Annotated in this window: 23 protein-coding genes; 13 read left to right on the top strand and 10 right to left on the bottom strand. The window is 71.5% G+C overall.

Translation table 11 applies throughout. From position 1 onward, the window contains the following. Positions 1 to 18: 18 nt before the first annotated feature. Complete coding sequence (locus tag CP983_RS36720) at positions 19 to 504, bottom strand: nuclear transport factor 2 family protein (protein WP_125525652.1); 486 nt, start codon at positions 502 to 504, stop codon at positions 19 to 21. A 151-nt stretch (positions 505 to 655) separates the two neighbouring features. Here CP983_RS36720 and CP983_RS36725 point away from each other — a divergent pair, with 151 nt between their 5' ends. Continuing rightward, the gene (locus CP983_RS36725; protein WP_150504379.1) at positions 656 to 1,255 is read left to right on the top strand and encodes a hypothetical protein; all 600 of its coding nucleotides are present in this window, start codon (positions 656 to 658) and stop codon (positions 1,253 to 1,255) included. Between the two features lie 108 nt (positions 1,256 to 1,363). Here CP983_RS36725 and CP983_RS36730 read toward each other — a convergent pair whose 3' ends face one another. Further along, on the bottom strand, positions 1,364 to 2,566 hold the full coding sequence (locus tag CP983_RS36730) for a hypothetical protein (RefSeq protein ID WP_150504381.1): 1,203 nt from the start codon (positions 2,564 to 2,566) through the stop codon (positions 1,364 to 1,366). Positions 2,567 to 2,720: 154 nt separating this feature from the next. Between CP983_RS36730 and CP983_RS36735 the strand changes: the two genes are divergently transcribed. Beyond that, positions 2,721 to 4,307: a PQQ-binding-like beta-propeller repeat protein gene (locus tag CP983_RS36735; RefSeq protein WP_150504383.1), complete on the top strand. Its 1,587-nt coding sequence runs from the start codon at positions 2,721 to 2,723 to the stop codon at positions 4,305 to 4,307. Positions 4,308 to 4,482: 175 nt separating this feature from the next. Here the strand turns inward: CP983_RS36735 and CP983_RS36740 are convergent, their stop codons facing one another. Both CP983_RS36740 and CP983_RS36745 read right to left on the bottom strand, forming a co-directional pair. Further along, positions 4,483 to 4,662, bottom strand: coding sequence for a hypothetical protein (locus CP983_RS36740; RefSeq protein WP_030949520.1), 180 nt, complete (start codon positions 4,660 to 4,662; stop codon positions 4,483 to 4,485). 160 nt (positions 4,663 to 4,822) lie between these two features. Continuing rightward, positions 4,823 to 5,698: an undecaprenyl-diphosphate phosphatase gene (locus tag CP983_RS36745; protein ID WP_125525660.1), complete on the bottom strand. Its 876-nt coding sequence runs from the start codon at positions 5,696 to 5,698 to the stop codon at positions 4,823 to 4,825. 289 nt (positions 5,699 to 5,987) lie between these two features. Here CP983_RS36745 and CP983_RS36750 point away from each other — a divergent pair, with 289 nt between their 5' ends. Together CP983_RS36750 and CP983_RS36755 are read left to right on the top strand one after the other, a co-directional pair. Further along, a complete protein-coding gene (locus tag CP983_RS36750; protein WP_150504385.1) occupies positions 5,988 to 7,193 on the top strand; it encodes a Gfo/Idh/MocA family protein in 1,206 nt (401 codons plus the stop codon). Beyond that, positions 7,190 to 8,116 carry a DUF6807 domain-containing protein gene (locus CP983_RS36755; RefSeq protein ID WP_150504387.1) on the top strand — a complete coding sequence of 309 codons (927 nt, stop codon included), beginning with the start codon at positions 7,190 to 7,192 and terminating at the stop codon, positions 8,114 to 8,116. Before CP983_RS36750 ends, CP983_RS36755 begins: the two co-directional genes overlap by 4 nt. A gap of 51 nt (positions 8,117 to 8,167) precedes the next feature. Here the strand turns inward: CP983_RS36755 and CP983_RS36760 are convergent, their stop codons facing one another. Next, positions 8,168 to 8,638, bottom strand: coding sequence for a winged helix-turn-helix transcriptional regulator (locus CP983_RS36760; protein ID WP_107912150.1), 471 nt, complete (start codon positions 8,636 to 8,638; stop codon positions 8,168 to 8,170). A 164-nt stretch (positions 8,639 to 8,802) separates the two neighbouring features. Between CP983_RS36760 and CP983_RS36765 the strand changes: the two genes are divergently transcribed. Next, on the top strand, positions 8,803 to 9,972 hold the full coding sequence (locus tag CP983_RS36765; RefSeq protein WP_150504389.1) for a thiolase family protein: 1,170 nt from the start codon (positions 8,803 to 8,805) through the stop codon (positions 9,970 to 9,972). Positions 9,973 to 10,003: 31 nt separating this feature from the next. Here CP983_RS36765 and CP983_RS36770 read toward each other — a convergent pair whose 3' ends face one another. After that, the gene (locus tag CP983_RS36770; RefSeq protein ID WP_150504391.1) at positions 10,004 to 10,786 is read right to left on the bottom strand and encodes a TVP38/TMEM64 family protein; all 783 of its coding nucleotides are present in this window, start codon (positions 10,784 to 10,786) and stop codon (positions 10,004 to 10,006) included. Between the two features lie 49 nt (positions 10,787 to 10,835). On the opposite strand from CP983_RS36770, the gene CP983_RS36775 reads away from it, so the two are divergent. The 3 genes from CP983_RS36775 (at position 10,836) to CP983_RS36785 (ending at position 13,945) form a co-directional block, all read left to right on the top strand. Beyond that, positions 10,836 to 11,558, top strand: a complete 723-nt coding sequence (locus tag CP983_RS36775; RefSeq protein WP_150504393.1) for a DNA alkylation repair protein — start codon at positions 10,836 to 10,838, stop codon at positions 11,556 to 11,558. Between the two features lie 272 nt (positions 11,559 to 11,830). Further along, entirely contained in the window at positions 11,831 to 13,000 is a 1,170-nt protein-coding gene (tuf, locus tag CP983_RS36780) for an elongation factor Tu (RefSeq protein WP_125525669.1), read from the top strand. 99 nt (positions 13,001 to 13,099) lie between these two features. Further along, on the top strand, positions 13,100 to 13,945 hold the full coding sequence (locus tag CP983_RS36785) for a spermidine synthase (RefSeq protein WP_150504395.1): 846 nt from the start codon (positions 13,100 to 13,102) through the stop codon (positions 13,943 to 13,945). Here the strand turns inward: CP983_RS36785 and CP983_RS36790 are convergent. Further along, positions 13,907 to 15,208, bottom strand: a complete 1,302-nt coding sequence (locus tag CP983_RS36790) for an MFS transporter (protein WP_150504397.1) — start codon at positions 15,206 to 15,208, stop codon at positions 13,907 to 13,909. The two genes, CP983_RS36785 and CP983_RS36790, sit on opposite strands and share 39 nt — an antisense overlap. A 176-nt stretch (positions 15,209 to 15,384) precedes the next feature. On the opposite strand from CP983_RS36790, the gene CP983_RS36795 reads away from it, so the two are divergent. Further along, on the top strand, positions 15,385 to 15,846 hold the full coding sequence (locus tag CP983_RS36795) for a DUF4442 domain-containing protein (RefSeq protein WP_107912143.1): 462 nt from the start codon (positions 15,385 to 15,387) through the stop codon (positions 15,844 to 15,846). 90 nt (positions 15,847 to 15,936) lie between these two features. On the opposite strand, the gene galU is transcribed toward CP983_RS36795, so the two are convergent. After that, positions 15,937 to 16,884: a UTP--glucose-1-phosphate uridylyltransferase GalU gene (galU, locus tag CP983_RS36800; protein ID WP_150504399.1), complete on the bottom strand. Its 948-nt coding sequence runs from the start codon at positions 16,882 to 16,884 to the stop codon at positions 15,937 to 15,939. A 360-nt stretch (positions 16,885 to 17,244) separates the two neighbouring features. Here galU and CP983_RS36805 point away from each other — a divergent pair, with 360 nt between their 5' ends. The 3 genes from CP983_RS36805 to CP983_RS36815 all read left to right on the top strand — a co-directional run bounded on the left by CP983_RS36805 (position 17,245) and on the right by CP983_RS36815 (position 21,594). After that, entirely contained in the window at positions 17,245 to 19,116 is a 1,872-nt protein-coding gene (locus CP983_RS36805) for a ricin-type beta-trefoil lectin domain protein (protein ID WP_229914858.1), read from the top strand. Positions 19,117 to 19,284: 168 nt separating this feature from the next. Beyond that, on the top strand, positions 19,285 to 20,877 hold the full coding sequence (locus tag CP983_RS36810) for a carboxylesterase/lipase family protein (RefSeq protein WP_229914857.1): 1,593 nt from the start codon (positions 19,285 to 19,287) through the stop codon (positions 20,875 to 20,877). 72 nt (positions 20,878 to 20,949) lie between these two features. After that, positions 20,950 to 21,594 carry a DedA family protein gene (locus tag CP983_RS36815; RefSeq protein ID WP_150504401.1) on the top strand — a complete coding sequence of 215 codons (645 nt, stop codon included), beginning with the start codon at positions 20,950 to 20,952 and terminating at the stop codon, positions 21,592 to 21,594. 8 nt (positions 21,595 to 21,602) lie between these two features. On the opposite strand, the gene CP983_RS36820 is transcribed toward CP983_RS36815, so the two are convergent. Further along, the gene (locus tag CP983_RS36820) at positions 21,603 to 22,136 is read right to left on the bottom strand and encodes a gamma carbonic anhydrase family protein (protein WP_150504403.1); all 534 of its coding nucleotides are present in this window, start codon (positions 22,134 to 22,136) and stop codon (positions 21,603 to 21,605) included. A gap of 109 nt (positions 22,137 to 22,245) precedes the next feature. Here CP983_RS36820 and CP983_RS36825 point away from each other — a divergent pair, with 109 nt between their 5' ends. Beyond that, positions 22,246 to 23,064 (top strand): acyltransferase, encoded by an 819-nt coding sequence (locus CP983_RS36825; protein ID WP_150504405.1) that lies wholly within the window; start codon positions 22,246 to 22,248, stop codon positions 23,062 to 23,064. Between the two features lies 1 nt (position 23,065). On the opposite strand, the gene CP983_RS36830 is transcribed toward CP983_RS36825, so the two are convergent. After that, positions 23,066 to 23,923 carry a DMT family transporter gene (locus CP983_RS36830; protein WP_150504407.1) on the bottom strand — a complete coding sequence of 286 codons (858 nt, stop codon included), beginning with the start codon at positions 23,921 to 23,923 and terminating at the stop codon, positions 23,066 to 23,068. Positions 23,924 to 24,019: the final 96 nt, after the last annotated feature.

Consider the following 24,019-nt stretch of genomic DNA (forward strand, 5'->3'; position numbering starts at 1 on the left):
GGGACAGTGGGCGCCCGCTCAGTCGATCACCGCCGGGGCGGTCCGCTCGGGCAGCCGGCGCCATTTCTCCTGGACGACGACCTCGCGCAGCCGCCAGCCGTCGTCCGTGCGCAGCAGCCCGAAGGCGTACCGGCCGCCGCACACGAAGTCGGGCGCCGCGGAGCCCTCGCCGTCCGCCGCGAACCGCATCGGATTGACGTAGTCCGCCTGCACCCGGGCAGTGTCGCCGGTGTCCTGCTCCAGGGTTCCGAAGCGGACCCGGCGGTTGACGATGAGGTGCTGGCGCATCGAGAACAACTGCAGGCTCTCCGCGAGCCATGCGGCGATACTGCCGGCGTCCCCCTCGATGCCGCCGGCCGAGCGGTAGTCCGCGCGCCCGTCGGGGGTGAACAGGCTCCGGTACAACGACCAGTCGCCGTCGTCCACGGCCACCGCGTAGTCGGTGATCACTTCGTCGACCGCCAACCGATCCCTCAGGGTGGCTAGTTCCACACGCTGCGTCATCGGCTCAGTGTTGGGCATGAGGTGGACGGTTCCAAGAGGGCGGACGGCGATATTCAGTGGATGTGGGCGGGAGGTGGGGCGAGGCTGGTGCGCGTGAACGATCAGAACGACCAGCGGGTCGACCTCGTCCGGTCCTGCTCCGGGCAGGCAAATGGAGCGTGAGCCCGAGCTCTCGGCGTATCAGCAGGCGATGCGGGACCGGTTGCTCGCGGCCCCGGTGGTGCCGGCGCCCGAGCCCTGGCGGCGCGTTGCCTTCGAACCGGTCGGCGGACTCCTCGGGATCGGCTTCGCGTCGCATCCGGACAGCGGCCGTGACCTGGTGATGGTCGTCTCCCACGACGGTCACGGGCTCTTCGACGCCGTCACGGGGGAGAAGATCGCCAGGAATCGCGACCCCGATCCCGTGGACAGCACGCCCGACGCCGTCGCCGATCTCTCCTGCCCCGGGCTGGGACCGGTCGTCGGAAGTCGTGTACGCATCGCCGGGCTCTTCGGCGGCGGGCTTCACACCACCACCGAGGACGGCTGGACCCTCGAAGTCGTCGCCCCGGCCTGGCCGAACGAGCGAGTCCTGCTGTCGGGAGACGGCGGGTTGCCCCACCCCGGCCCACACGGCGAGCGGTGGTGGCACATCTTCCACTCGAACTGCTCCGAACTCCGCGCAGCCGGCTTCTCGCCCTCAGGCCGGACCATCGCCGTGGCGACCAGCAGCGACCTTTCGCTCTGGACAACCGAGGTCCCCTCACCCTGAGAAGGCATGACGATGGACGAAGACGAGCGCCGGGCCGCCGATCAAGGCAGCGCGGAGGTCCCGGGCCCGCGGCCCGGAGTGGGATCCGACGCTCGCATCGGACGGTCGTCAGTTCAGGCGCTGGGCCCGGCGGCGGCGCACCATGACGAGCATGCCCGCACCCGTGACCACCGCCGCCGCGGCAGCCACACCCGTGATCGGCAACGCCGAGGACCCGGTCTCTGCCAGGTGGCCGCCATTCGCCGTGGTCCCGTCGCCGCCGGTCGACGACGCCCCACCGGCCGCTCCGCCGGACGATCCGCCTGAGCCGCTGGTGGAGCCACCCGGCGAGCCGGCCGACCCCCCGCCCATGACGTCCAGCGTGATCTCGGCCTTGTCGTTGGACTTGTCGGGGTCGAACGGCCGCGCCTCGGTGCTGAGCGCCACCGAACCCTTGGCGTGCGCCACCGGCTTGTCGATCTTCAGCTGGAAGCCGTAGGTCTCTCGGCCGCCCTCGTTGAGAGCCCGCTGACTCATGCCGCACTCGTACGCATCACCCTTGGCCCTGCAGAACCCTGGGGTCTTGACGACCGACGTTCCGGCGGGCGGCGTGATCACGACCCTTACGGTCGGTTCCCCCACCTTGGCCATGAACCAGGCCGGCCCGGCGTTGGTGAACTCCAGCTTCATAGGCACTGTTTCACCGACGCGCCCCTTCAACGCGGCACCCGTCACCTGGTAGTCGGCCGTGTTGACGGAGGTGACGGGCAGGATGACGACTCGTGCGGATCCTTCCTCCCCGGCCGGTGCTTCGACCAGTTTCACCGCCGGTGCGGTTCCTGCCACCGGCGGATAGCCGTTCTCGTCCGCCCCTGGATCGTTCTCCTCGACGCGCAGAAGCAGCTCGTCGTTGAACGCGCGGTCCAGGGCTTTGACACGAAGTGGCCTCTCGGGCGTGTAGACGACGCCCGGCTTCACCGCCTGGTCGAACCCGCACGCCACGGTCCACCTCTCGGGCATCTCGTCGTAGGACCGGACCTGCTGTGCCCGGCAGTTGGAGGGAACTTCCGCGAAATCGAGTCCCCGGGTGACGCCGTAGGTGACCCACACCTTCTCGGCGGCTCCGGTGCCCTTGTTCGCCACGGTGACCGGCAGCTCGAAGGTGGTCCCCGGTCGCACTCCGTCGATCGGCTCGATGCCTCCGACGACCAGTTCCGGTGCGGTTTCATCGGCGAAGGCGGCGGGGGCCGCGGCCAGCGCGATCAGGCCGGCGGCGCCGAGGGCGACAACGGCGGTACGGGAGGAGCGACGGTTGTGCGGGGGCATCGGCATGGGGGACCTCTGTCGGAACGCAGGGAAACGGACGGTGTCTTGAGGGAGAACAGCGCTTCGATCACTAGACTCCTGCCGGTCCCGAACAGTTGCACGTCCGGTGCCTCACCCGCCCTGCTGCCGTCAACACACAGCGCGACCTGGGGAGATCGTCATGCCGGATCAGCTGACCGTTCGCCGGATACTCGGGGACCAGCCGTTCGCCGAGATCGGCCGGCCCGTGTGGGCGGTGACCGACGAGCGTCACGGCTGTGTCATCGCGGCCGGTGACCTCGGGCACGTCATGTGGCGCGGTACGGGCCACTGGCTGGCCCACCGGATCGGCGTGTACGAGGCCGACACCCTCCGTCCGCGCCACGTCGTCGCCTCCCGCTACTCCGTATGCGCCATTGAGCCCCACCCCGAGCTACCGCTCGTCGCCGTCGGCACCGGCCGCTACGACGGCTCGTGGGATTTCGAGGGTCAACTGCTCCTGCTGCACCTGGAGACCGGGTGCGTGACGAACCTGCTGAGCAAGACCCGCCAAGTGCGCCACCTGCGCTGGCTGGAGGACGGCAGGCTCGCGATGCTGCTCTCTCCCGAGGACAAGGACGGCGGCTTCCGCAAGGGCTTCGAGCTGGCCGTCGCGGTGGATGACTGGCTGTCCGCTCCGGGCGGTCTGGTCGACCCCGACGAGGCACGCCATCCGATGGTCGAGAGCGGGCTCCTGTACGACCCCCATGTGCGGGACACCCTCGCGCGGCTGACCGAGGACCGGTGGCGGCGACGGGCGGAGGTGCGGGACCTGGCGGTGCCGGCCGACGGCCGGGTGCTCGCCACCGGGCGGCACACGGACCTCGAATGCTGGGATCCGTCGGGCACGCTGAGGTGGACGCTTCCCGCCGACGGGGAGGGGAGTGTCCGGGTCGAGGCGGCGCCTGACGGCGAGTCGGCGTGGGTGACGTACCAGGGCTACCGGCGCGACGAGGTGACGGGACGACTGGTCGACCGCGCGACCACGGTTCAGCGGATATCGACGGCGGACGGCGGTGTGGTGGACAGCGTGGACGTGCCGTCGGCCCCGGCGCTGTGCGCAGCGGACGAAGGCTGGCGCGCCCTGCGCCCGCAAGGGCGCGACCCGCACGCCACGCTGCTGTTCGCCCCGACGCACCAGGAGGCAGCACGCCTCGACCTCGCTCCCGGCCGCTCCAACTCCCCTGCGCTGCGCGTCAGACACAGCACCCGTCTGCTGTACGTGGACGGACCCGGCCCCGACGACTCGCCGTGGATCCACACGATCGATCCTCCCGACGCCCGCGGCCCCGCCACCTTGCGCCCGCTCTTCCCTCTGCGCTGGGACCCGGCGTCCACACTCCAGCCCTGGTACGGCCCCGCCGTCGAGCTGACGGCCACCCTCATCCACGCGGGCCGGACGTACGAACCGGGCGCCACCTACGCGGAGGGCCGAGAGGGCACGTACGTCGTGAGCCGCCGACTGCCGGACGGAGAGGCGCGCTGGGTGCACCGCACCGACAAGCCGCTCGCCGATCTCGACGGCGACGAGCGGAGGACGTACGTCGTGTATCTCACCGGCGAGGTGGAGATCCTGGACTCGGCGACGGGCGAAGTGCGAGCCCGGCACACCCTGCGCGCACACGGCCACCCGGTCACGCCGTTGTCCGCCGCGTTCAGCGCCGAGCAACAGCGGCTGATCGTGGGGACGGTGGACGGGCGGATCCTGGACTGCTCGGTCCTGGACTGACCGGATCGGTACTGGAGCGTGCGGCCGGGCTGTTGCCGTGGGAATGGCGGTATCCGGTGGAGGACGAGGTCCTCGCGCATCTGCGCGCTAGTGGTGGCGGCCGAGCGCCCTCAAGCGGGGCTGCTGCAACCGCGGCCCGGCGTCAACTGGGGTTGTCCTTCTCAGGATCCCCTCTTCAAGCGGCTTCGATGACGTCGCCGCGGATGGCGGCGGCCCACTCGACCACCAACAGCTCGTACTCCGCGCGCTCCTGAGCGGACAGCGAACCGCCCGCACGCAACCACAGGGCACGAATGGCCTCGTTCACCTCGGTGGCAGACCGCACGGAACCAGGGCCTAAGGAATCGGGGGACATGCCGACAAGCCTAGGGGCAAGAACTGACGGTCCGCTACCGGACGGCTACGCGCAACGTATGTGATTGGTCACGGATTTCAGCCGGACCGCTATTACTGACCAGTGAGTCAGCAGGCCCGAGGCTCGAACACGGCCCCGGAGCCTGCCGTTACGGGGCTCGTCAGCCCGCCGACTCCGCTGCGTGGGGGCTCAGGACGCCCGCCGTCACCAGGGCGATGATGATGATGCCGAGGGCGATGCGGTACCAGACGAACGGCATGAAGCTCTTCGTGGAGATGTACTTCATGAACCAGGCGATGACCGCGTAGCCGGTCACGAAGGCGATGATCGTGGCGAAGATCGTCGGGCCCCAGGAGACGTGGTCGCTCTCCATCGCGTCCTTGAGCTCGAAGAGGCCCGAGGCGAGGACCGCCGGGATCGCGAGGAGGAAGGAGTAGCGGGCCGCGGCCTCGCGCTGGTAGCCCATGAAGAGGCCGCCGCTGATGGTCGCGCCGGAGCGGGAGACGCCGGGGATGAGGGCCGCGGACTGGCAGAGGCCGAAGATCAGGCCGTCCTTGACGTTCAGGCTCTCCAGCGACTTGCGCTGCTTGGCCGCGCGGTGCCGCCCGCCCGTCTCGTCACGGGCCGCCAGCCGGTCCGCGATGCCGATGACGATGCCGACGACGATCAGCATCGTCGCGGTGATCCGCAGATCGCGGAAGGGCCCCTCGATCTGGTCCTTGAGCGTCAGACCCAGCACACCGATCGGGATCGAGCCGACGATCACCAGCCAGCCCATCTGGGCGTCGTGGTCCTGGCGCATCTCCTTGTTGGTCAGCGACCGCAGCCACGCCGAGATGATCCGCCCGATGTCCTTGCGGAAGTAGATCAGCACCGCGGCCTCCGTGCCGATCTGAGTGATCGCGGTGAAGGCCGCACCGGGGTCCTCCCAGCCCGAGAACGCCGCGGTCAGCCGCAGGTGCGCGCTGGAGGACACGGGGAGGAACTCGGTCAGCCCCTGGACGAGTCCGAGGATGAGTGATTCGAACCAAGACATGAAAGTAGGGAGTCCAAGTGCTGATTGCGGCAAGGGCGATGAGGGACACGCGTCGGCGGCGCAGTGATCGCGAGTGTCGAGGGGCAGCGTAGCGTCCCGCGATGACAGCTCCGGCACAGGGGCCGGGGCAGGCACTCGCCACCCGCGCGTAAACCGGTGTTGACCTGCTGCGGGGCCGCCGCTTACGTTGCAGCGAGCGGAAAGCGCTTGCTGCACCCCTGTCGGATTCCTGCAGCACGCGAAGCCGGTCGCCCGTCGTTCGTCGTCCCGGAGGAGTCTGATCACGCCCATGGCAACATCCGAGGCCGCTTCCGGTTCCGGCACGCACCGGCCCCATCCCGCTCCGCTCGCCGGCCGCCGTGTCAGGGTCGCCGTGATCGGCACCGGCGCCATCGCACGCGACTCGCACCTCCCCGCGCTGGCCATGCTCGCCGAGGAGGGCGAGACGGAGCTCGTCGCCGCCGTCGACATCGACGCGGCCTCGGTGGAGTCGTTCCGCGCCGTCGCGGGCGTAGACCTCCACGGCTACACCGACCTCGACCGGATGCTCCGGGAGCAGCGGCCCGACCTGGTCGTCATCTGCACCCCGCCCACGCTCCACCGCGACCAGACCGTCGCCGCCCTGCGCGCCGGGGCGTGGGTGTGGTGCGAGAAGCCTCCGGTGCCGAGCCTCGCCGACTTCGACGCCGTGGAGGCCGAGGAGGGCCGGGACGGCGGCCCCTACGCCTCGATCGTCTTCCAGCACCGCTTCGGATCCGGCACCCGGCACGTACGCCGCCTGCTGGCCGAGCGCGCCATGGGCCGCCCGTTGGTCGCGCACTGCCAGACCACCTGGTACCGCGACACCGCGTACTACGCCGTGCCCTGGCGCGGCCGCTGGGGGACCGAGGGCGGGGGCCCGGCGATGGGCCACGGCATCCATCAGATGGATCTGCTGCTCGACCTGCTCGGACCGTGGAGCGAGGTGCGGGCCATGGCCGGCCGGCTGGTGCACGACGTGGAGACGGAGGACGTATCGACCGCCCTGGTGCGCTTCGCGAACGGTGCGATGGCGACCGTGGTGAACAGCGTGCTGAGCCCCGACGAGGTCAGCCGCATCCGCATCGACTGCGAACGCGCCACCGTCGAACTGACCCATCTCTACGGCCATCGCAACGACGACTGGCGCATCACACCGGCCCGCGGTGTGCCGGCCGCCGAGGCCACCACCTGGCAGGACTTCGGTGCGGACGTGCCCAGTTCGCATCTTGAGCAGCTGCGGGAACTGGTCGCGAGCATGCGCGCAGGACAGCGGCCGCGCAGCAGCGGCGAGGACGGGCGCACGAGCCTCGAGCTGATCGCCGCCCTGTACAAGTCGGCGTTCACGGACGCGACGGTCCGGGCGGGGGAGATCGGCCCCGGCGACCCCTTCCACTCGGCGATGCACGGAGGCGCGCCGGGCTGGGCGCCCGCCCAGGACGACCGGCCGGCCGCCGCCGAGGAGGCCGCCGCGTGACCGGGCTGCGCATCGTCCACTCCTACGGCGACCGCATCACCGTCACCGACCCCGTCACCGGCGTCGAACTGCTCGCCTACGTCTACCGCGCGGAGGCGGCCTGGGAGGCGCCCAAGCCGTACGTCCACCCGCTGCGGACGCTGGCCGGCGACGTCGTCACCGACTACCGCCCCAACGACCACCGCTGGCACAAGGGCCTGTCGCTGACCGCGTCGCATCTGTCGGGGGCGAACCTGTGGGGCGGCAACAGCTACGTCCACGGGCAGGGGTACCTCGAACTCCCCGAGCGCGTCGGGTCGATGGCCCACGCCGGCTTCGACGAGGTCTCCTCGGCGGACGGCCGGGTCGTCATCGCCGAGCGGCTGACCTGGCATCCGTACGGCGGTGAGCTGTGGGCCGACGAGCGGCGCCGGATCGAGGTGCACGACGTCGAGCCGGAGTCCGGCTCATGGGCCCTGACCTGGACGACCGCCGTCACGAACCGGCGTGCGGAGCCGCTGCGGTTCGGCAGCCCCACGACCGCCGGGCGGGAGATGGCCGGTTACACGGGCCTGTTCTGGCGCGGCCCGCGTGCGTTCCAGGGCGGCCGGATCACCACCCCGGACGGGGAGGGTCCGGGCCTGATGGGCGCGCAGGCCCCCTGGCTCGCGTACTCCGGCGAGCACGACGGCGCCGACGGTCACGCGACCCTCGTGTTCGCGCACGCCCCCGAGAACGACCATGCCGGCGAGCGGGGCGCCCACCCCGCCCACTGGTTCGTACGCGGCGAGCCCTTCGCCGGTGCCGCCCCGTCCTGGGCCTTCCACGACGAGCTGGAACTCGCGCCCGGCGACACCCTCACCCGTCGCTATCGGGTCGTCGTGGCCGACGGGGTGTGGGAGCGCCAGGAGATCACCAAGTACCTGGAGACGCATCCCTGGTGAGCGTCGCGGTGGCCGGTCCGGCTGGTCCGACTCGTGCCGCCGAAGTCCGGTTCACGCCGCCGAAGGTCCCGCCACCGTCCATCCCGGCACCTGGGGATGGGCGGTGAGGTCCTCGTGGTGGACCGGGTCGCCGCAGGCCCGGCAGGTGACGACCGGGACGAGTTCGTTGCCGCAGACGTGCTCGATCACCATGGGGCGGTCCTCGTCGTGCCGCAGATGGCGGTCGCCCCACGCCATGAGGGTCATCAGGACCGGCTCCAGCTCCAGGCCGGCCTGCGTGGGCCGGTACTCGAAACGCTGAGGGCGCTCGCTGTAGGCCCGCTTGGTGAGGATCCCGGCGTCCACGAGGCGGCGCAGCCGGGTGGCCAGGATGTCGCGCGGGGCGCCGATGTTGCGTACGAGCTGGTCGAAGCGGCCGTTGCCCAGGCACACCTCGCGCAGCACGAGCAGGGAGTACTTCTCGCCGACGAGGGCCAGGGCGTCTGCGATGGAACAGGGGCGCGGATCTTTGGTGGCGGCCATGCCGCTCAGTCTAAGGGGCGAGTTCGACTTTCCAACCGTATGGGTTTGATTTTCCAACCCTCCGGGCTATGGTGAGTTCGGATTTCCTACTCACCGGTAATCGCGCCGGTCACCACACCGGCCCACGCGCTGATCACCGCCCGGCGGCCAAGGAGGCCCGCACCATGCGTGACGCAGTCATCGTCGAAGCCGTACGCACTCCCATAGGCAAGGGCAAGCTGAACGGCTCCCTCGCACACGTCCACCCCGTCCAGCTCCTCGCCCACACCCTGCGCACTCTCGTCGAGCGCTCGGGCGTCGACCCGGCGCTGATCGACGACGTCATCGGCGGCACCGTCGACCAGGTCGGCGAGCAGGCCATGAACACCACCCGGTACGCCGCTCTGTCCGCGGGCTTCCCGGAGACCGTCCCGGCGACCACCGTGGACCGCCAGTGCGGCTCCTCCCAGCAGGCCGTTCACTTCGCCGCGCAAGGCGTCATCTCGGGGGCGTACGACATCGTCGTCGCCTGCGGCGTCGAGTCGATGAGCCGGGTGCCGATGTGGTCGAACGTGCCGCCCGGCAAGGACCCCTTCGGCCCCGGCATCGCCGAGCGCTACCCGGAGGGCCTCGTCCCGCAGGGCATCAGCGCGGAACTGATCTCCGCGAAGTGGTCGATCACCCGGGAGCAGATGGACGAGTTCGCCGTCTCCTCGCACCGGAAGGCGGCCGCCGCCTGGGAGCAGGGCCTGTTCGACGCCGAGGTGGCGCCCCTGGACGGTGTCTCGCGCGACGAGTGCGTACGGCCCGGCAGCACCACCGAGATCCTCGGCGGCCTCAAGCCCGCCTACCACGACCCGGCGTTCGCCGAGCGCTTCCCGCAGATCGAATGGAACGTCACCGCCGGCAACGCCAGCCCCATCAACGACGGCGCCTCCGCCGTCCTCATCACCTCCAGCGAGACGGCGGCCCGGCTCGGCCTGCGCCCCCTCGCCCGGCTGCACAGCTTCGCCGTCACCGGTTCCGACCCGCTGCTGATGCTCACGGGAGTCATCCCGGCGACCGAGAAGGTGCTGCGCAGGGCATCGCTGTCGCTCGGCGACATCGACCTCTTTGAGGTCAACGAGGCGTTCTCCAGCGTCGTCCTGGCCTGGCAGCAGGAGACCGGCGCCGACCTCGCCAAGGTCAACGTGCACGGCGGCGCGATCGCCCTGGGCCACCCGCTCGGCGCGAGCGGCACCCGGCTGACGACGACCCTGGTCCACGCGATGCGCGAGCGCGGCGCCCGCTACGCGCTCCAGACGATGTGCGAGGCGGGCGGCCTCGCCAACGCGATGATCGTCGAGTCGGTCTGACGGCCGGGCCGTCGAGCGGCCGGGAGACGGCTCAGCGACTGCGCAGGTGGTGGCGCTTGCGCCAGGCCACCACCGCGCCCGCGAGCGCCGGCAGCGCGATGGCGGCCACCGCGATCAGGAACACCGGGGACGTGGGCTGCGAGGCCCGTGCGCCGGCGACGACGTACGCGCCGATGTTGGGGATCGAACCGAGCGCCGTGGCCAGCAGGAAGGGCACGTACCCCATGCGGGAGACGGCGGCGGCGTAGTTCGCGGCCCAGAACGGCACACCGGGGAACAGCCGCACCGCCAGCATCGAGCGGAAACCGTGCCTGCTGAACTGCTTGTCCGCCGCCTTCAGCAACCGCCCGCGCAACAGCGGGCGCAGCGCGTCCTGGCCGAGCATCCGGCCGAGCGCGAAGGAGATCGCGGCACCGATCACGGTGCCGGCCATGGCGGCGCCCATGCCCAGAGCCGAGCCGAAGAGCGCGCCCGCCGCCAGGTTCAGCAGCGGCCGCGGCACGAACGCCACGGTGATCAGGCCGTACCCCACGGCGAACAGCACCACCGCGACCGGCCCGCCGACCTGCGGCGGCCAGCCGTGGGCCAGGAGCTTGTGCGGCTCGAAGAGCAGCACGGACGCGGCGGCGGCCGCGAGCAGCACCAGGAGCAGGGACAGCCGCGACCAGGGCGAGAGCAGCGCTCTCCCGCAGCGCGCGGCCAAGCCCGCGGCTACGGGCGCCGGCACGGGTGCGGTGACGGCGAGTTCGCTGGCGGCGGCCGACGGCGAGGCGGTGGCGGTGCCCCCAGAGCGGGTGGTGGCATCGTCGAGCATTCGGCGACAGTAACCGACGAAGATGTTTGATCGCCGTATGGTTCGTCTCATGGGCGTCACAGGTACGGGAACACTGGAAGTTCCGAGCAGTGCCCTGGCCGACACGGTGCTGGCGCGGCTCCTCCCCGCTTACGCCGAGGCGGCCGACCCGGAACGTGCCGTGGCCATGCGGGCGTACATGAAGGACGTCGCCCCCTTCCTCGGCCTCACGACGCCGGTGCGCCGCGCCCTGACCCGCACCGTTCTCCAGGGCACAGCCCGCCCCGCCGAGGCCGACTGTGTCGCGGTCGCCCTGCGGTGCTGGGAGCTGCCCGAGCGTGAGTACCACTACTTCGCCGTCGACTATCTGCGCCGGCACGTGGCGCGCTGCTCCTCCGGTCTCCTCCCGGTCGCCCGGCACCTGATCGCGACCGTCTCCTGGTGGGACACCGTCGACCTGCTCGCCGCCCATGTCGTCGGCGGACTCGTCACCGCCGATCCGAAGCTCACGGCCGACATGGACGCCTGGATCGCGGACGACGACATGTGGGTCGCGCGTACGGCCCTGCTCCACCAGCTGCGCTACAAGGAACGCACCGACACCGACCGCCTCTTCGCCTACTGCCTGCGCCAGTCGGGGCACCCGGACTTCTTCATCCGCAAGGCGATCGGCTGGTGCCTGCGCGAATACGCCAAGACCGACCCGGAGGCCGTACGGGAGTTCCTGGCACGCGAACGCGGCCGGTTCGCGCCGCTGTCGGTGCGGGAGGCACTGAAGAACATCGGGGCGTAGGGCACGAACTCCCCATCCGCGGAAAACCATTCGACGTCGGGCAACGCGTCGACGATGATCGACCTCATGTTCCGGCACGCCTTCGTCCTCGCAGCATCCGCAGTCGCGGATGCTCCGAAGGCTGCCGTTCCGGTCCTCCTGGCCGCAGCCGACGGCGCCCGAAGCTGACCCTCTCCGGAAAGTCCGGCGGACCCCGCAGGGGGAGGGTCGGCAAGTCCTTGGGGTCCCTCTCTCCTTCGCGGAGACTTCTGCAGAGACTTCGAGGTACAGCCATGTCCAAGACCGCGTACGTGCGCACCAAGCCGCATCTCAACATCGGCACCATGGGCCATGTCGACCACGGCAAGACCACCCTGACCGCCGCGATCACCAAGGTCCTCGCCGAGCGCGGTTCCGGCACCTTCGTGCCCTTCGACCGCATCGACCGGGCGCCGGAGGAGGCCGCGCGCGGCATCACCATCAACATCGCGCACGTCGAGTACGAGACCGACACCCGTCATTACGCGCATGTCGACATGCCGGGCCACGCCGACTACGTCAAGAACATGGTCACCGGCGCCGCGCAGCTGGACGGGGCGATCCTCGTCGTGTCCGCGCTCGACGGGATCATGCCGCAGACCGCCGAACACGTCCTGCTCGCCCGGCAGGTGGGCGTCGACCACATCGTCGTCGCCCTCAACAAGGCCGACGCCGGGGACGAGGAGCTCATCGACCTCGTCGAGCTTGAGGTCCGCGACCTGCTCTCGCAGCACGGCTACGGCGGCGACACCGCGCCCGTCGTACGGGTCTCGGGACTGAAGGCGCTGGAGGGGGACCCCCAGTGGACGGCGTCCATCGAGGCGCTGCTCGACGCGGTGGACACCTACGTCCCGATGCCGGAGCGGTACGTGGACGCGCCGTTCCTGCTGTCCGTCGAGAACGTGCTCACCATCACCGGCCGCGGGACCGTGGTCACCGGGGCCGTCGAGCGGGGCACCGTGCGGGTGGGCGACCGGGTCGAAGTGCTCGGCGCCGGGCTGGAGACCGTGGTCACCGGCCTGGAGACCTTCGGCAAGCCGATGGAGGACGCGCAGGCCGGGGACAACGTGGCGCTGCTGCTGCGCGGCGTGCCACGGGACGCCGTCCGACGGGGGCACGTGGTCGCGGCGCCGGGCAGCGTGACGCCGCGCAGCCGGTTCACCGCGCAGGTGTACGTCCTCTCGGCCCGCGAGGGCGGGCGTACGACTCCTGTCGTCACGGGGTACCGGCCGCAGTTCTACATCCGTACGGCGGATGTGGTGGGCGACGTCGACCTCGGCGAGGTGGGGGTCGCACGGCCCGGGGAGACGGTCGCGATGACCGTCGAACTGGGGCGTGAGATGCCTTTGGAGCCTGGTCTCGGGTTCGCCATTCGTGAGGGTGGCAGGACCGTGGGGGCGGGGACCGTTACCGCCGTCTCGTAGGGGGGTGTTGCCGGGTGCGTGGGGGACTGCGGGGCCGTCGTGGCCGGTCGCGCAGTTCCCCGCGCCCCTGAGGCCCGCACTCTCACCGACAATGGAGGAGTGAACGACTCGATACCCGTCTCCCGGACCACGGACCACGGCTTCACCAAGCTCATGCCCGACGTCGATCGGAAGCGGGCCTGGTTGCTCACCGTCGACGGGGCGCCTCAGTCGTACGTCGATCTTGACGATCCGGAGTACCTGGAATTCGAGTACACCCGCCGGCTCGGACACGTCCTGGACACCGCCGCGGAGGCGGGGCGTGCACTGGACGTGGTGCATCTCGGCGGCGGGGCGCTGACCCTGCCCAGGTACGTGGCGGCCACCCGGCCCGGTTCCCGGCAGGACGTCGTCGAGGCGGATCGGGGGCTGCTGGAGCTGGTCGTCGAGTATCTGCCGCTGCCCGCGGGGGCCGGTGTCGCGCTGCACGCCGCCGACGCGCGGGCCTGGCTGGAAGCGGCTCCCGCGGGCTCTGCGGACATCCTCGTCGCCGACGTGTTCGGTGGCTCCCGGGTGCCCGCCCATCTGACGTCCGTCGAGTACGCCCGGCACGCCGCACGGGTGCTCAGGAGCGACGGGGTCTACCTTGCCAATCTCGCCGATGCCGCGCCGTTCGCCTTCCTGCGGTCCCAACTCGCCAACTTCGCCGCCGTGTTCGAGGAGCTCGCCCTGATCGCCGAACCCGGCGTGCTGCGCGGGCGGCGGTTCGGGAACGCGGTGCTGGTGGCCGCGCACCGGCCGCTCGACACGGCGGCCCTCGCCCGGCTCATGGCCGGCGACGCCTTCCCGGCCCGGGTCGAACACGGCGCCGCCCTGCGGCAGTTCATCGGTGGGGCGAGGCCGGTGCGGGACGAGGACGCCGTGCCCTCACCCGAGCCCCCCGACGGCGCTTTCAGCATCGGCTGAGCCGACCCGGTCGCTCGCGGACACGTGCTTGGTACGGCGGCGGAGGTCGCGCACGTCCGGCACGCACAGCACCGCCGCCGTGACCACGACCACCAGCGCGGCGCAGCCCCACAGCGCCGACGTGCGCCCGAACGCCGTCTCCGCCGGGCCGGCCAGGGCCGTCGCCAGCGGCACCAGCGCGACCGAGCCGAACCAGTCGTAGGCGGCGACCCGGGACAGCTTGTCCTCCGGTATCTCCTGATGGAGCGCCGTCATCCAGGACACGCCGAACACCTCCAGCGTCACGCCGGTCAGGAACATCACCGCGCAGAGCACGGAGATCGGCGCCGGTACCGCCAGCGCGGCGGAGGGCAGGGCGAGCGGGAAGACGCACAGGGTGCCGGCGAGCAGGAGGCGACGCGGCTTCCAGCGGGTCATCAGCAGGGCGCCCGCGACGGTGCCCGCTCCGAAGAAGCCGAGGGCGAGACCCCAGGGACCGGCCCCGCCCAGATGGTCCCGGGCGACCAGGGGGCCGTAGACGGCGTCGGCCGCGCCCACGACCGCGTTCGCGATGGAGAACTGCACGACGATGCCCCACAGCCACGGCCGCCCGGCGAACTCCCGCCAGCCCTCGCGCAGATCGGCGAGCATCCCGCCGCCCCGCACCCGCTGCGGTATGTGACCGACGTCCAGGAACGCACGCATCGACCCGGCGACCGCGAAGGCCGCCGCGTCCGCCGCCAGCACCCAGCCGGGCCCGATCGCGGCCACCATGGCACCGCCCAGCGCGGCACCGCCGACCGCCGCGCCCTGCATCGCCATCCGGAACACCGCGAACGCCCTGCTCGCCTGCTCGCCCTCGACCGACGACAGCAGCATGCCCTCGGCCGCCGGGCTGAAGAACGCCTGACCGGTGCCCCCGAGGGCCGTGAGCAGCATCATCTGCCACAGCTCGGCCTCCCCGGACAGCACCAGTACGGCGAAGGCGGCCTGCGAGAGACAGTTCAGGGCGTTGGCCGCGACCATCACCCGGTGCCGGGGGAGGCGGTCCGCGACGGCGCCGCCGATCAGCAGGAACAGCACCAGCGGCAGGGTGCGGGCGGCGGCCACCAGGCCCACGTCGCCACCGTCGCCGCCGGCCTCCAGCACCGCGAACGCCGCGGCGATCAGCGCGCCGTGGCTGCCGAGGTTCGTGACGAACGCGGCGGCGGTCAGGAGGCTGTAGTTGCGGCCCGCCCAGGCGGGGCGGCGGGAACGACGGCGGAGGTCGACGGGGGAGGTCACCGGCAGACTATCCCCGCCCCGGCCCCGATCTGCCAAGCCGACCGCAGGTCAGGGGCGCGATGAGCGCCGCTCCGGCCGCCCGCGTGCCGCCCTGACGGGGTCGTGGGACGGCTGCGCGGATACGACGCTCGTCACATCGTGCGCAGCCTGTTCCCAAATTCCTACTCATGGGTAACATGGCCGTCATGAGCGCAGACCAGATGTCCATCGGCGAGATGCTCGCCGCCACCGTGCCCATGGCCCGGACCCTGAACCTCCAGTTCCTGGAGACCACGCCGGACAAGGCCGTGGTGGCTCTGCCGGACCAGAGCGACTACCACAACCACGTGGGCGGGCCGCACGCCGGCGCGATGTTCACGCTCGGCGAGTCCGCCAGCGGCGCGATCGTGCTGGCCGCGTTCGGTGACCAGCTCTCGCGGGCCGTGCCGCTCGCCGTCAGCGCCGAGATCGCCTACAAGAAGCTCGCCATGGGTGCCGTCACCGCCACCGCGACGCTGGGCCGCCCGGCCGCCGAGGTCGTCGCGGAGCTGGACGCGGGGGAGCGCCCCGAGTTCCCGGTGACGATCGAGATCCAGCGTGGGGACGGTGCCGTCACCGGCGTCATGACCGTCGTGTGGACCCTGCGTCCTAACAGCTGAGTTCCGGCAGGACGGCAGCACGGCAGCACGGCATCGCAGTGAGCAGGGGCCCCGCGCGGGCCCCTGTGCTTTTCGTCCCGGGCCGCTCCCTCAGGCCGCGAGCCGCTTTCGTTCGGCTCCGCCGTCCGCCAGGCCCGCCACGAACTCCTTCAGCCAGGCCGTGAACTCCGGTCCCAGGTCCGGCCGTTCGCACGCCAGCCGCACCACCGTGCGCAGATAGTCGACCTTGTCGCCGGTGTCGTAGCGCAGGCCGTCGAACACGACGCCGTGGACCGTGCCGCCCGCCGCCAGGTCCTGAAGGGCGTCGGTGAGCTGGATCTCGCCGCCGCGGCCGGGCGGGGTGCGCTCCAGGACGCCGAACACGGCCGGGTCGAGGACATAGCGGCCGATGACGGCGTAATGGCTCGGCGCGTCCTCGCGTGACGGCTTCTCCACCAGGCCGGTGACCCGGACCACGCCGTCCTCGCCGGTCGGTTCGGCGGCCGCGCAGCCGTAGAGGTGGATCTGCTCCGGCGGGACCTCCATCAGGGCGATCACGCTGCCCTCGCGGCGGTCGCGCACCTCCAGCATCCGGCTCAGCAGGGTTTCGCGCGGGTCGATGAGGTCGTCGCCCAGCAGCACGGCGAACGGCTGGTCGCCGACGTGATGGCGGGCGCACAGCACCGCGTGGCCGAGGCCGAGCGGGTCGCCCTGGCGGATGTGGTGGATGTCGGCGAGCCGGGCAGGGTCGCGCACCGCGTCCAGCCGTACGGAATCACCCTTGGCCGCGAGGGCCTGCTCCAGCTCGAAGGCGTTGTCGAAGTGGTCCTCGATGGCCCGCTTGTGCCGGCCGGTGATCATCAGCACGTCGTCGAGACCGGCCGCCGCGGCCTCCTCGACGACGTACTGGATGGCCGGCTTGTCGACGACCGGCAGCATCTCCTTGGGCGTCGCCTTCGTCGCGGGCAGGAAGCGGGTCCCGAGGCCCGCGGCGGGGATCACGGCCTTGCGGACCGTGCGGGGTGAAGCGGGGGCGGGTGTCGTGTGGGGGACGATCATGCGGCCCATGCTGCGGCACCCGGATGAGAGCGGGCCGGGAGAAACCTCGGAGCTTGCTGTGCGGTATGCGGAGTTGAAGATTCCGTGAATCGATGTTCCTTGTGTGCACACAACTTGACGGTCAGTCCGGTTGTGATTTCGAAAGCCGGTACGGATACCGGCGGTAACTCCTTTTGAATTTCTCGCTTTTTGAACGTCGGTCACCGAACTTCTTGTTTCCTGTGCGTAGCTTGTGCGAAAGTGAGCGACCCGAAAGCCGGTCAACTGATGACCGGCCTAGGTATGCACCAATCAGGCGCCTGCTTTTCCGAAGGACGTGCAATCCCCGTGCCGTCCTGCGGCTGGGAAGGAAATGGTTCAGTGCAATCCCCCTACCCCCCACGACCGCCGTACCCGCCACGGCCCGGGGCGAGCCCCGGTGAGTCCGACCGCGATCTCGTCGCGAGCCTGGGCGAGGGCGGTACGGACTCCCGCGCCGTCGCGCTGCTGATGGCGCGGCACTGGCGTGCGACCCACGACTACGCGGCCATCTGCCTCGCCACCACGGAGAGTTCGGCCCCCATGGTGGCCGCCGCCGCGTTCCGACGCGTGCTGCGCCGGCCGGCCCCCGGCGCGCTGCGCCCGCAACTCCTCGTCGCCGTACGGGACATGGTGAAGGAGTGGGCGGCCGACGACGGAATTTCCGCTCTGCTGCCGGAACTCGGCAAACCGACCGGCGGGCGTGGGCTGCGCGCCGCGAGGCCCACGACGCCCGAAAGGCGGCAAATCGCCGAGCGCGCGTTCCGGGCCCTTTCGGGCGCTTCGCAATGCCTCCTCTGGCACACCGAGGTCGAAGCGGAACCGATAACCATACCCGCCGGTCTGCTGGGGGTCGACACGCCCACGGCGTCGGCCGCTCTGGAGGGAGTGCGCGAGCAATTCCGCAGGGGTTGCGTCCGCGCCCACGGCGAACTCGCGCCCAGCCGGGAATGCCGCTACTACAACCGCCTCCTCGACGTCCCCATTCGCCGCGGCGGCGCACTGCTGCCCGATGTCCAGCAGCATCTGATGGAGTGCCGCTACTGCCGGCATGCCGCCGAGCAGCTCAGCCATTTCGAGGGCGGCCTGGAGGTACTGCTCGCCGAGACCGTGCTCGGCTGGGGCGCCCGCCGCTATCTCGACTCCCGGCCCGGCCGGGGCGGCTCCTCGGCATGCGACCGTCGCCGGCGGGGCGGACGCCACCGCCCGGAACGCCTCGCCCCACCGCGGACACGCGGCAGGGCGGTCGCCGTGGGCGTCGGTCTGACCTCCCTCGTCCTGCTCGTGACCGTGCTCACCGCCAAGGGCTGGTCCGACGAGAACGGCGTCCCTGAGGCACGCGCCACCTGGGGCGTGGCCAGCGGCAGGACCGTCGACCCCGGCACCGTGTCCGAGCCCTCGTCCGGTGGCACCCCGTCCGCCGCCTCGGCCGAGGACCCCGTCGAGATCGCCCAGGGCAGGCTCCGCAACCTCGACGGAGGACTCTGCCTCGACCTCCGCGCCGGCCGGGTCCGCACCGGAGCGCCGGCGGAACTGACGGAGTGCTCGAACGCCGCGTCCCAGCAGTGGTCGTACCAGGACGACGGCGTGCTGCGCAGCGCGGTCGACCCGACCCTCTGCCTCGACTCCGACGAGGACAGGGTCGTCCTGGCGAACTGCCTCGCCCACGCCGGCGAGACGCGCTACGACCTCACGGTCCACGGCGAGCTGCTTTTGCGCGGGGCCGAGCGGCTCGCGGTCGCGCACGGCAAGGACGGCAGCGTGATCGTCGCCGAACGCGACGGCTCCGAGGCCCAGCGCTGGATGCTCGACGGCGGCCTGGCGGACGTCGGCGGAAAGGAGACACGGGACAAGGGCCTCCGGCAGGGCGACGACGACGGGCGGGGCGACAAGCAGGGTGACGAAGAAGGACACGGCGGCAAGAAGGGCGGCGAAGAGGGGCGCGGCGACAACAAGGAACAGGACATCGCGCCCGTCGAGCCCGACCGTGGGTCCCCGCACGACCCCATCCCCGAACCGCCCGGCGCCGAGCCCACGCAGGAGGGGCCGGATCAACCGGCCGAGCCCGCGCCGTCGCGGTACGAGACGCGGTACGTCCAGGCCGACTCCGGGGACGGGGCTGCGGCCGTCGCGCCCCTTCCCGCCCAGGTGACGGACATGGCGTCCACGGCTGTGGGTGCCGCCGCGACGCCGCTCGACTCCGTCCTCCCGTAGGCGGAATCCGGTACCAGGGGCCGCTCCGCCGGAGTGGCCCCTGCCCCGGCTTCGCTTCCTGACGTCATTCGGCCGTTTCTCGTTCACATCATTGACACGAGTCACCGTGGTTCATAGTTTTCCCGCCGCGCCAGTGCAGTCCCATGCTCACCAAGCGGAGGTGGACCGGTGATACGTCGTTCGTCCGTCGCACTGTTGGCCCTGGCGGCCGCGCTCGTCACGCCCGTGCCGGCGCAGGCAGCCGGCCCACCACTCGTCCGTACCGACGCGGGCTGGGTGCGGGGCGAAGACACCGCGGAGGGGCGGCAGTTCCTCGGCATCCCCTTCGCGGAGCCGCCCGTCGGCGGACTCCGCTGGCGGGAGCCGCGTCCCGTGCGGCCCTGGCAAGGTGTGCGGGGCGCCGGGGACTTCGGCAACAAGTGTGTGCAGAGCGCGAGTTGGGACCCCGGCTATGAGCAGCCGAGCCACACCGAGGACTGCCTCGACCTCAATGTGTACGCCCCCGAGGGCGCCGCCAAGCGTGCGGTCCTGGTCTGGTTCCACGGTGGCGGGCTCACCGCCGGCGCCGGTCAGGACGTCGTCCCCGACACCTTCGCGCGCCGCACCGGCACCGTGGTCGTGACCGCCAACTACCGCCTCGGCGCCATGGGCTTCCTCGCCACCGACGGCCTCGACGGCGAGGCCCGCGACGGGGTCTCCGGCAACTTCGGCATGCTCGACCAGCAGGCCGCGCTGCGCTGGGTACGGGCCAACATCGCACGCTTCGGCGGTGACCCGGGCCGCGTCACCATCGCGGGCGAGTCGGCGGGCGGCCGCTCCGTCTGCACCCAGCTCGCCTCACCGACGGCGAAGGGCCTCTTCCGCGCCGGGATCATCCAGAGCGGGGTGTACGGCGACTGCGGTGCCCGCACCCACGGGACGGCCGTGGCCCAGGGTGCCGCCTTCGCGCAGAAGCTCGGCTGCGCGGACCCGGCGGACCAGGTCGGCCGGGCGGTCACGGCGGACCTCGCCTGTCTGCGCGCCAAGCCGGCCGCCGAGATCCTGGCCGCGCAGAACGGGTTCGACTGGGCGCCGGTGGCCGGCGGCGCCTTCCTGCCGCGCCAGCCGGAGGAGGCGTTCGCGCGAGGGGCCGCGGCCGGCGTTCCTGTCATGAACGGCGCCAACCAGGACGAGGGCCGGCTGTTCGCCTTCGCCCGGTTCGACCTGAACGGCACCCCGCTCACCGCCGAGCAGTACCCGGCCGTGATGCGCTCGGACTTCGGCGACGAGGCCCTCGCGGCCTACCCGCTGTCGGCCCACCCCTCACCGACCATCGCCCACGCCACCGCCCAGGGCGACCAGCTCTTCGCCTGCCCGGCGCTCCGCCTCGACGGCACGCTCGCCGGACGCGGCAAGGTCTACGCGTACGAGTTCGCCGACCGCACATCGCCGCCCTTCGCCTCGCTGCGGAACCTCGGCACCGACTTCGACTTCGGCGCGACCCACGTCAACGAGGTGCAGTACCTCTTCAAGCACTTCGGCCTGCGGACCCCGCTGAACGCCGAGCAGCGGACGCTGGCCCGGCAGATGATCCAGTACTGGGGCTCCTTCGTGCGGGACGGGGTGCCGCGCGCGGCGGGCGAGCCCGCGATGCCCGCCGGGTCCGGCACGGTGCTGGTCCTGCGCACCTCGTCCGCCGGCGGGAACGTGCCGAGCGCCACCGTGCACAGTGAGCATCGGTGCAACCTCTGGGACGCCGAGACCGTCACACAGAGCGGGTAGGCTTCCCCGGCGCACGCTCGCGTTCGAGCGTGCGCCGGGAACACAGGGTCCAGCACACGAGAGGAAGCGGCGTTGCACGTCCAGGAATGGCTCGAAACGGTGCCCCCGCTGGCGATCTATCTGCTGGTCGGCCTGGTCATCGGCCTGGAGAGCCTGGGCATCCCGCTGCCCGGCGAGATCATCCTGGTCTCCTCGGCGCTGCTCGCCTCGCAGCACGGTGAGATCGACCCCTTCGTGCTCGGCGCCTGCGCCAGCGCGGGAGCGATCATCGGCGACTCCATCGGCTACGCCATCGGCCGCAAGGGCGGTCGCCCCCTGCTGGCCTGGCTGGGCTCCAAGTTCCCCAGACACTTCAGCGAGGCCCACATCGCGACGGCCGAGCGCTCCTTCCAGAAGTGGGGCATGTGGGCCGTCTTCTTCGGCCGCTTCGTCGCCCTGCTGCGCATCTTCGCCGGCCCGCTCGCGGGTGTGCTGCGGATGCCGTACTGGAAGTTCCTCACCGCCAACGTCCTCGGCGGCATCGTCTGGGCGGGCGGCACCACGGCCGTCATCTACTACGTCGGAGTGGTGGCCGAGTCCTGGCTGAAGCGCTTCTCGTGGCTGGGCCTGGTGGCGGCGGTCCTGGTCGGCCTGACGTCGATGCTGATCCTCAAGCGCAGGGCGAAGAAGACGCAGCTCGCCCACCAGGAGCCGGAACCGGTGGCCGCCGCGGACTGAAGCGCCCCTCAGGCGCGCGGGGCTGCTTCCTGGTGCGCCTTGGCCAGCTCCGCGTACAGCGTGCCGTTCAGCGTCACGCCCTGACGCTCTTCCTCGGTCAGCTCCCGCTTCACCTTCGCAGGCACTCCCGCGACGAGCGACCCGGGCGGCACCTGCATCCCCTGCGGCACAAGGGCCTGGGCGGCGACGAGGGAACCCGCCCCGATCACCGCACCGTTCAGCACGGTCGCGCCCATGCCGATCAGGCAGTCGTCCCCGACGGTCGCCCCGTGCACCACGGCGTTGTGACCGACCGACACCCGCTCCCCGATGCTCACGGGAAAGCCGGGGTCGGCGTGGAGCGTGCAGTTGTCCTGGATGTTCGACTGCGCGCCGACGGAGATCCGCTCCACGTCACCCCGCACCACCGCGCCGTACCAGACGCTCGCCCCCGCCTCCAGCGTCACATCCCCGATCACCGACGAGGTCGGCGCCACGAACGCGGCCTCGTCGATCTTCGGTTCCCGGCCCCCGATACCCATGACCAGCGCGCTCTGCGTCATCGCCCTCTCCTGTCACCGACGTGGTAGACGAACCGTACGCCACCCGTTGGGGCGAAGATCACAGCCCCTCGACGTCATAAGGGCGCCGCGCGCTCAGTACGGTGAGGCGGTGCCCAAGCGCAAGAACACGTTCTCATCCTGGCGACGCCGACTGGCGCAGCGCGCCGTCCACGCGGGCTGGGCCTGGGCGCAGCGCACGGGTTCGGTGACGGCCGAGCACCCCGGCCGCCTCCGCTTCGGCTCCATCGGCGAGGCCACCCGACTGGCCTTCCCGCTGGGCACGGTCTTCGGCGAACCCTGGATCCACCTCGGCTCCCACTGCATCGTCGGCGAGCAGGTGACACTGACGGCCGGTCTGATGCCGGACCTCGACCTCGGCCCCGAACCGATCCTGCGCATCGGGAACGGCGTCGTGCTGGGCCGCGGCAGCCATGTCATCGCCGACACCACGGTCACCATCGGCAGCGACTGCTACTTCGGGCCCTACGTCTACGTCACCTCCACGAACCACTCCTACGACGATCCCCACGAGCCCATCGGCAAGCAGTGGCCGCGCATGGAGCCCGTCGAGATCGGCCCCGGGTGCTGGATCGGCACCGGGGCCGTGATCCTGCCGGGCGCCCGGATCGGACGGAACGTCGTCGTGGCGGCCGGCGCGGTGGTCCGCGGCACGGTGCCCGACCACGCCGTCGTCGCGGGGGCGCCCGCGCGGGTCGTACGGCGCTGGACGCCCGACGAGGGCTGGCAGCCGCCGCTGCGCACGCCGGCACCGCAGCCGATACCCGACGGGGTCACCCCGGAGCAGCTCCAGGCGCTGGCCGAGCTGGACGAGGAGACGGTGGCGAAGCTGGCGGAGCTGGACGAGAAGGTCGCGGGGCAGGCCGGGAGCGCGACCGGGCGGCTCGCCGAGGTGGACGCGGAGTCCTGAGTCAGCCGGTCGCCAGCAGCAGCGTGCCGACCAGCGCGAGCCCGGCGCCCGCCGCCTGGACCGCGCGCAGCCGCTCCCGCAGGATGCCGCGCGCGGCCAGGGCGGTCACGACCGGATAGAGCGAGGCGAGCACGGCGGCCACGGTCACCGGGCCGTGATGCGCGGCGACCACATAGGTGCCGTTCGCCGCGACATCGGCGAGACCGACGAAGCCGAGCGCCGGCAGCGTCCGCCAGGGGAAGCCGCCCTCGGGGAGGGTCGCGACGCCCCGCCGCGAGGAGGCGTACAGGGCGAGGCCGCCCGCGCCCACGTTCACCACGCGCTGGACGAAGAGCGCCAGGAACAGCCCGGTGGTGGTGGTCGACGCCTCCGCGATCAGCGCGAACACCGTGCCGAAGCCGAAGGCCGCGATCAGCGTGAGCAGGATCGCCTGCCGCTGCACGGGCGCGCCCCGCAGCTGCGGCCCGCCCGCCAGCACCACCCCGAGTACGGCGACCGCGATGCCCGCGACCTGCATGAGGCCCGGTCGCTCGCCGAGGAAGAGGCCCACCCCGACCGGGACGGCCACACCCACGGTGCCCAGCGGGGAGACCACGCCCATCGGGCCGAGCGCGAGTGCCTTGTAGAAACAGATCAGGGCGATCGGGCCCACCACGCCGGCGGCGGCCGCGAACCACAGCTGGTCGCCCGCCTCGCTCCAGGCGCCGGTGAACACCACGATCACACCGAGCACCACCGCCGCGATCGCCTGCGAGACGACCACCACCGTCAGTGCCGGGGTACGCCGGGTCAGCAGTCCGCCGCCGAAGTCGGCCAGGCCCCACAGCAGGCTGGTGGCCAGGGCGAAGAGTGCTGTCACGGAGGCCTCGCAGTACAGTTCGGTGCACGATCGGGTGCACCCCACCGTAGTGCAGTCGGGTAAACCCTGTCATCCAGAATATTGGACTCCGCAATT

The organism is Streptomyces chartreusis, from assembly GCF_008704715.1.
Taxonomy (GTDB): Bacteria; Actinomycetota; Actinomycetes; order Streptomycetales; family Streptomycetaceae; genus Streptomyces; species Streptomyces chartreusis.